The organism is uncultured Oscillibacter sp. (genome assembly GCF_910579365.1).
GTDB lineage: Bacteria > Bacillota > Clostridia > Oscillospirales > Oscillospiraceae > Oscillibacter.
Map to the genome: position 1 here is coordinate 1 of NZ_CAJTUX010000092.1, position 7,745 is coordinate 7,745.

Here is a 7,745-nt window from a genome sequence, read left to right on the forward strand (position 1 = left end):
TTTATCAGTTGAGGATGTCTTATTTTTAGGCAAACCTCATTGTGCGGTATTGCCTAAACACTTCTCCGTTTTTGTAAGAAAAAATTCCTCTGTCAAAAAAGGCGGATTCCAGTTCTAAGGTATCGGAATCCCGTTCCTGAAATATGACGGTTGTCACAGCTAACTCTGGAACGCCATTATTGTTCATGTCGAGAACAGTATATTTCATGTCAGGGGCTGGCGCAACCGTAAAGGTTGGGTCGTTGTTCAGTCCAATATCTCCCCGCAAAAAAGCGTTGTTGGCATCCAGAGCTTTTCTGCATTCGTTATTAAATCCGGTACACGTCCCGCTTGGGAAGGCAGCTCCGCACTTCCGCCGCTATCTATCTGACAAGCACAGAGCATTAAGATGAGAAGCGGAGGAAGCAAGGCCCTCAAAATCGCTGCTTTCATGGCCCCTCCATAGCTGCCGTCTCGTTCCAGATTTTCAAAGATTCCAGCCGGAAAACCCACGCCTCGGGGACGGTCTCCTCAATCAGCTCCCGGTTCAGGTTGTACCAGCTTCCGCACTTGTCCAAGATAATGGCGTCCGTGGTGACCACGTTCTCCAGGCGGGAGAGAACGCCGTCCACGCTGGGGTGCAGCTCCACTTGGACTTGGACCGAGCAGCCCTCCGCCTTGTCCAGCAGCAGCGCCCGGAGACGGCCGGAGTTGGACACCTGTTGATCCAGATAGAACAGAGCCTCCTTCACCCCCAGCGCCTCCATCCGCCCCAGCAGAAGCTCTATGGCCCGCACCGTCTTGTCCACAATACGGTAGCTTCCCCGCAGTCCGGCCAGGTCCCGGATGGTGCCGTCCATCCCCTCCAGAAGCAAGGAGCCGGACAGGGCCACCTCCAGGGTGATGATGGTGTTGAAGCCGTCCAGTACCAGGGCCTGCGGCCCTTTCCGCAGACGTTTGCGCTCCCGTTCCCTCAGGGCGGCGTGGGGCGAGATCATCCGGGCCAGGGCCAGCCGCTGGCGCTCCGAGAGCAGGTGGTGGTTGCCCACGAAGGTGGAGGCGGATTTGGTGTCATAGCCCCGGTCCATCAGGAAGACCAGCTCCTGGGCGGCGGCGTTCAGCTTGGCCTCGGATTTGGGGCCAAATTCAATGGTGTCTTTTGGCATATAGCCGCGTTTGACGGTTTCCACAGTGACCTCGCTCCTTTATCTACAACAAGTCTGACATCCAATACACATATTCCTCTCCGCTTTTCACGTTTTTTTGATGCTTTACCAGCCTTATCAGCCATTTTACCTGTGGATATTGTGCGAGATAGTTTCCAATAACCACACCATCCGCTAAAATGGCATCCGGCATACCGGATATATCTAAGTCGTCATCAAATACAGATACATTGATTCCATCGTATAGCTCAACGTCATTTCCGCCAGAGTCGTTTACGATATCTGCTTGTGAAAATAAATATATCGGGGCTTTCGTATCCATATCAGTATCGCAAAGCTCATTGAAATCCAGCCAAATTCTGGGCTTATCGAGCGGCCCCGTGTTTCTGCATTTGTTCTGTTTAGTCCGTAGTTGTCCTTTGTATGGATATGGGTAGGCTTGTGCCACTTTTAATCACCTCACCGATGGCTGAAACCAGGGGATGGGCAGATAGAACCGGCCGGAGAGCAAAAAGAGGAACCAGACGGTTCATTTTGCCGTTCGTGAAAGGAGGAGGCCTCTAAAATTAAGAGCTCTCCCGCCTGGCGCAGCAGCTCCACATCCTTCAAAATAAGCTGCTTCTGCTCCGGGACAGGTACATGGAACGAGGCGTCCAGTATGCTGTACAGGCGGTCGATGGCCACAAACATGGAAGAGCCGCAAAAGGAGATGGCGATCTGCGCGTTAGCCTGGTCGGCGAACTGGGTAATTTGTTCCATCATCTTGGGCGTCAGGATATAGAAAGCATTGTGTTCATCGGCGGCAAAAACCCGGAACCGGCGGTTGAAGGCCTCGCTTTCCGTTTGAATCTCGTGCTCCGCCGTCCATCCAATCAGGTCGGACGCAAGTTTTTTCTCGAAAATCTGAAGATGCCCGGCGCTCCGTTTGTGTTCATCGAAGGAGGCAAAGTGCATAACCTGACCGTGGAAAAGGACTTCTTCCTGGTGATTCTTCCCGACTCCTTTCATACGGGCCGTGGAGACATCACAATACCGGAACCGGAGGCCCTGATAGCAGCCGGACAACAGATCCTCGCTCTCAAAACGCCGCTTGTCCCCGCAGGCCACGACAGCGGCGTTGCGGATCTCGTCATGGGTCAGGCCGCCCTGTGGCTGGTAGCGCAAGTCCTGAAAAAGCCCGGTTTCCTGGATGGTGGATACAACGTATTTGTTTTTGAACAGGCTGTTGAAGCGGTTATAGTCCGGCTTGACCAAAAGCCAGTAAAAAAATGCCCAGGCAAGCACGGCGATCACCACAGGAGCCCCCAGTCCCGTCACGATTTTTTCCGGCAGGGAGGCACCAAGCCGCGCCCTCATTTCCGGGGTCCCCAGGAAGAAGACCCAAAGCGAAAAGCACAGGAAGGCCAGATAGACAGCCGCGGCCAGAATCGTACTGATGAGTAAGCGGAGCTTACAGGCTTTCCGAAGCGTTTCCAGTTCCTGGCCGCTGATGGTATAGTCCATGATGTATACCTCTTCAGTCAAACTTCACTTGGAAGTCACGCTTGCGCTCCTCCGCTTCATAGAAGGCGGCTTTTTCCATGCGGCAGATCGCGGCCACAATGGACCAGGGAATGGAGGCCAGGGCCTGATTATACAATGATACATTGGCGTTGTACAGCCGCCGGGCCGCCTGGAGATGCTCCTCCGAGTCGTAGATGCTCCTTTGGAAATGGTCCATGGACACCCAGGAGTTGAGAATGGGATACTGCTCCGCCAGACCGTTGATTCCGGCGCCTACGCTGGCAAGGTCCCGGTGGACCCCGGCCAAAGCGCCTACCTTCTGGCCGAGAGCGGCACCGCGCCGGTCCTCCGCTCGGGTCAGAGCTTCCTGCCGGCCCTCTTCCCGGATGCCGTTCCGGCGGCGGATACGTCTTTGAATACCGCCCAGCTTGCCCTGAATCTGCTCCATGGTCCGGGTCTGGCGGGCGATTTCCTGGTCGATGCTTTTGAGGACCGCCTCCGAAATCTCCTGCTGCCGGGCCATGCGCTTCTCTTCCAGATCAGCGCCTGTTCGGGCGGCGGTCAGGTCCGTCATGATTTGATACTCGTGGGAAAGGTACTTTTTAACGGCTTCCATCTCCTCTGAGAGCAGGTCAAACCGTTTTTCCAGCGCCACGCCGATGCCGGCTTCAGCCTCCTCCACCTTGATACGAAGCCGCCGAAGCCGGTTATACAGCGCGATATAGGCGATTGCCAGTAAGAGAATCCATATCGGAATCCCAATCATGAGGTACCTGTTCATACGCATATGCCCTTTCCTTGCATGGATTGTATCATAAAACATGGGTTTCATTGATGGGTTGACCATAATATAGCATATCCCGGCATCCGGCGCAAGACTTCAAAGCGGATGTGCGGCGGGAAACCATGCTGTCAAAAACAGGATTGTCGAAAACCTGCCGGCGGATTATAATGAAGTCAGTTTTTCGGAGGAGGAGTGCGCATGAGCTCATGGCAGGAACAAAATGCCGCGCTGTTGGAGGCGCTGTCCCAGACGCCGAATCCCGATGTCCGGGGCGGCAGGATCAGCTTTTATCTGAGTGACGTCCGCAAAGAGTATCCGCTTACGCTGTATGAACAGTACATTTTGGAGACGGAACGTGTTTCCTATGAACGGCAAGCCTGGACGAAACCGGGCTGGCCCCGCAGAGCCGGTATTTCCGATCTGATCCGCTTGCTGAATATGAAAATGATGGCGCTGCTGTTTCGGGAGAAGGAGGCGGCGGAGATGTGGGATTCCTGGGGCCGGGAAGCCTACCGGCTGAACCAGGAAAAACGGCCCCACTACATCTTGGACAACTATCCCGCATTTCTGGAAGCCGGGGAGAATCCCGAGGCATTGACCAAGCTGCTGGCAATGCGGCGGAGCAAGCGGAAGCCCTTTGCGAACGGCCCTTACCACGACGAACACTTCCCCGGCGAACAGTGCGCCTATGAAGAGCTGCTGCTCCAAAGCCGGTTCTTTACGGAAGAAGACAAGAAGATACGCGGGGAAATCGAGGAGCTGCTTGTGGAGCTGTACTTGCTTCAGGAATGATAGCAGGCTGGACCATCCGGCGTTTTTTTAGAAAAGGGTATGGAGGACTGATTTATGAGCAGTTGTTGGGCAATCTTAGAGTTGGACCCCACCCGGGACGTTTCCGCCATCAAGCGGGCCTATGCCGAGAGGACCAAGGTCTGCCATCCGGAGGAGAACCCGGAGGGCTTTTTGCGGCTTCGGCAGGCGTATCAGACAGCGCTGGCCTATGCCGGGAGCGGTGAGGAAACGGAGGTCCCGTCCCCTGATCTGGAAGGGGCAGAACCGGAGGACGAGGGCTGGACCCTCACGGACGGCCCCGCCGTCATCGACGAGGGGCCAAACCCCTTTGCGGACCATCCGGCGGCGCAGGCGTTCCTGTCTCTTTATACCGGGAAGCAGCGGAAGAATCCGCAGATGTGGATGGACTACTTCACCTCCGGCAGCTTTTTGGATGCGGCCTGGGAGCGCCGGTTCGCGGGGCTGCTGCTGGAGGAAACGGTGCAGCTGGAGGAGCACCCCGTTCCCCGGGAGTTTCTGGCCTGGCTGTGCGCCGCCTATCAGTTTACCGTGGACCGGGCGGTGTACCGAAATCCGGACGGCAGTGAACGGACAGAGTTTAGTTTCAGAATAGAGCAGGAAGCCCAGTTTGAGGGGCAGGAGTTTCTGTTCCGGCTGGCCGCCCGGGGCCCAGCGGTAAAGCCTCTCAAGGGCGTGGAGCGGGCGCTCTCCCGGAGCTTTGCCGACTATCGGGCCCTTGTCCGGCTGGCGGAGAAGGGCCGCTGGACCGAGGAGGAGCTGAAAAAGGCAGGAAGTATTCTGGACTTCTACATGATCGGAAACTTCCAGGACAGGAATCCCTCTCCCTCGGAGCGCCACCCGGCGGGGATGCGACTCATCAACCACTTCTTCCAAAGGGAGAAGCTGCCCAAGGAGCTCTATCAGATGGCCTGGCAAAAGCTGGAGCTGAAAACCGCCGTGATGGGGCGGGCCAAGCTCTTCTACGGCGCTCTCCGGGAGCGGGTGCTGGAGCAGGTCCCGGATATAATGGAGAACGAGCTGGATATCCGGCAGCTGAACAAGGAATTTGAGGCCTTCCGTCAGAGGGTGCGGGCCCTGGAAGAGAGCGGAAAGCCGGGGGACTGGGAGAAGGCCAGGGAGGAAACCAAAGCCTTTTTCAACCGCCCGGTTTTTCAAAAAGCGTTGTGGAACCGCAAGTTTGCCGAAGAGCATATGAAATACCATGTCCAGTGGAGCGGAGAGCACCTTGTTCAGGAAGTTCTGGCGTTTTACGAGCAGCACCCGGACGCTCCCTGCGCAAAGCAGCTGACGGAGCTGATTGCGGCGACGAATTACCGGAGGGAAATCCAGCGCCGGAACCGGGAGGACGCCAATGCGCCCGCTCCTAGGGAAGCGGCCACGCTCAGGAACGGCCCCTTCTTCCGCCATTGGCTGAATACCGGCTTTTACAACGCCATGGACCGGGAGACCAAACAACCCTTGCTGGGATATTTGAATAAGGAGCTTCCCTATCTGCCGGAGTGGAGCGGCCAGTTTCTGCGGGTGGAGGAGGAGGGAATTCCGGAGCCGGTCTGCCTGACATTGGAGTTCGGAAAGGACATGCTCACCGTCCAATTCCACCTGCGCTACATAAGCTTTCTGCGAAACGGCGTACCGGTGTACCGTCCCTGCTTCCTCTGGGAACAGCTGCTGGAGCGGGCCCCGGATTTGGACACATTCTTTCTCCTTCTGCCCGTCACCGCCGCCGTTTATAACCAGTACGGCGAGGTGCGGGAGGAAATTCTCCGCCGTCTTCCGGACACCGCTGCCCCTGAGGAGAGCTGGGCGTTCATCGCCGCCTGCCTTGCCGATCAGGTCTGCGGGCTTCCCATACCCGACGCGGCGGGGACGGAAGACGTCCAGGAGTCGGAGCGGGTCCGAAATCTGCCTCCGGTGAGCTTCCTGCCCTTTGAGGTGTTTGCCGAGAACACGGAGCTGCTGTACGTCTGCGTCTGGTTCCAGCGGGATGGAACTATGGTCCTGTTCCAGCAGACGCCCTTTGGCCGGCGGATGATCGATGTAGACCAGCTGGAGGACCGTGAGGACATTGAGGACCCCCAGACCGCCGCGGAGCTGGCACGGCAGGTTCTGGAGGAGCAGATGCACCCCAAGGGCTTTCCCATGGAGGCGCTGAAGGTCCTGCCGGAGGCGGTCTACGCCCAGTGGGACTACGCCGTCCGCAGCCGGGACAAGGACCTCCCTCCCCTTTGGAGCACCCCGGTGAATCTTCACGCAGAGGCGGTTACGGCGGAGAAACTGGAGGAGCTGCTGACACTGTTCTCCACGGGCCGGGTGGAGCGGATGGAGTGGTCCTGGAAATGCGCCTTCCCGGTGGACGAGGCGCCTATGGACTATGAACCCAGGCGGTCCCTGGTGCTGATGAAGAACGGGCGCCGGTATGCCTGCCTCTACTTTGACGACTTCTGCGCCGAGAGTTATGCCCTGCTGGAGAAACCGGAGGAGTATGGCCAGAACAAAACCAGGCCGGAGTCTGTTCCCTTCCGGCAGAGCCAGCTGTTCCGGGATGTGCTCCATCGAAACTTTTTCACCATCCGGCGGCGCCTGGAGAAGATTTTCTCCCAGGTCAGCTGGCCCAACAACGTGAAGTTCATGGCGGGCGGCATCTGGGACCATGCCGTCAACGTGGACCATGGGCGGGTGAAATACAACTTAGATAAGCAGCTCCTGGGCGGCTTTCCGGCAGAGCGGGCCTGTAACCGGCCCGACGCCCTCTTCTACTTCTATTTCTATCCTGATACCGCCGTCCGGGTGGATGACGCGGGAGAGGCGGAGACGCTGGAGGTGACAGAGGGAAACCGGCCCAGGGTCCAGCGGCTCTTGGCGGACTTCCTGGCGGGCGGCAGCCAAACGCTCCGGCTCACCTGGGGAAAGGCGGCGGAGAAGCGGCGGCACATCGTCCTCCGGCGGGACGGCGGGCGGTTCCTCATGGCCTGGGTCCGGGAGGACCAGGAGACGGTGAGATTTCATGTTGCGGACAAGTGGACGTACATGGATGTGGAGGGGAAAAAGTACCCCAAGGACGCCTTCCTGGGCAAGGTCACGCCCGCCTACTTGATTCACGATCTGCCCGCCCTGCGGAACGCGCTGGACCTGCTGCTTGCGAACCTGGACCATCCGGAGCGGATTACAGGCCCCATGGGAGAGTATGCGGATGAAAAACCGGTAAAGCCCCGGCCCTATGAGACGCTGCGGGCGGAGCTGACGGGGGATGCGGCCCCTTGACGTTTTTTCAGACGTCCCTATTTGCTGGCTGCCGGCGCAGGATGATCTTCGGCCTGTTGGACCAGGTAATCATGAGTGGCTTGATGTCTTGTGTCAGGGAAATCCCATTGGCTTTCTTCTAAGAAAAGATAGTGAAACCTACTCCTTGCGATCACGATATGAAGCTGTCAATTTAATGTCTTTTCTGTGACGCCGCGCTCTAAGGTGAAGTTGGTGGCCAAGATGCTCAAGGCGATCCA

6 protein-coding genes are annotated in these 7,745 nt (G+C 57.5%); 2 read left to right on the forward strand and 4 right to left on the reverse strand.

Features of this window, described 5'->3' with window-relative positions; all coding sequences use genetic code 11:
• Positions 1-428 precede the first annotated feature (428 nt).
• The 4 genes from QZ329_RS14030 to QZ329_RS14045 are packed head-to-tail and all read right to left on the reverse strand — an operon-like array spanning position 429 to position 3,435.
• A complete protein-coding gene (locus tag QZ329_RS14030) occupies positions 429-1,169 on the reverse strand; it encodes a DUF434 domain-containing protein (RefSeq protein ID WP_295753625.1) in 741 nt (246 codons plus the stop codon).
• Positions 1,170-1,188: 19 nt separating this feature from the next.
• On the reverse strand, positions 1,189-1,593 hold the full coding sequence (locus QZ329_RS14035; RefSeq protein ID WP_295753626.1) for a hypothetical protein: 405 nt from the start codon (positions 1,591-1,593) through the stop codon (positions 1,189-1,191).
• A gap of 11 nt (positions 1,594-1,604) precedes the next feature.
• Entirely contained in the window at positions 1,605-2,648 is a 1,044-nt protein-coding gene (locus QZ329_RS14040) for a DUF3137 domain-containing protein (RefSeq protein ID WP_295753628.1), read from the reverse strand.
• Positions 2,649-2,661: 13 nt separating this feature from the next.
• On the reverse strand, positions 2,662-3,435 hold the full coding sequence (locus QZ329_RS14045; protein ID WP_295753629.1) for a LemA family protein: 774 nt from the start codon (positions 3,433-3,435) through the stop codon (positions 2,662-2,664).
• A 195-nt stretch (positions 3,436-3,630) separates the two neighbouring features.
• Between QZ329_RS14045 and QZ329_RS14050 the strand changes: the two genes are divergently transcribed.
• A complete protein-coding gene (locus QZ329_RS14050; RefSeq protein ID WP_295753630.1) occupies positions 3,631-4,224 on the forward strand; it encodes a hypothetical protein in 594 nt (197 codons plus the stop codon).
• A gap of 54 nt (positions 4,225-4,278) precedes the next feature.
• Complete coding sequence (locus QZ329_RS14055) at positions 4,279-7,506, forward strand: J domain-containing protein (RefSeq protein ID WP_295753631.1); 3,228 nt, start codon at positions 4,279-4,281, stop codon at positions 7,504-7,506.
• Positions 7,507-7,745 lie beyond the last annotated feature (239 nt).

What these genes read in the sequence shown, in the direction of transcription:
- QZ329_RS14045 (WP_295753629.1), bottom strand. Translation starts at nt 3,435, where the DNA reads ATGCGTATGAACAGGTACCTCATGATTGGGATTCCGATATGGATTCTC.
- QZ329_RS14055 (WP_295753631.1), top strand. Translation starts at nt 4,279, where the DNA reads ATGAGCAGTTGTTGGGCAATCTTAGAGTTGGACCCCACCCGGGACGTT.
- QZ329_RS14040 (WP_295753628.1), bottom strand. Translation starts at nt 2,648, where the DNA reads ATGGACTATACCATCAGCGGCCAGGAACTGGAAACGCTTCGGAAAGCC.
- QZ329_RS14050 (WP_295753630.1), top strand. Translation starts at nt 3,631, where the DNA reads ATGAGCTCATGGCAGGAACAAAATGCCGCGCTGTTGGAGGCGCTGTCC.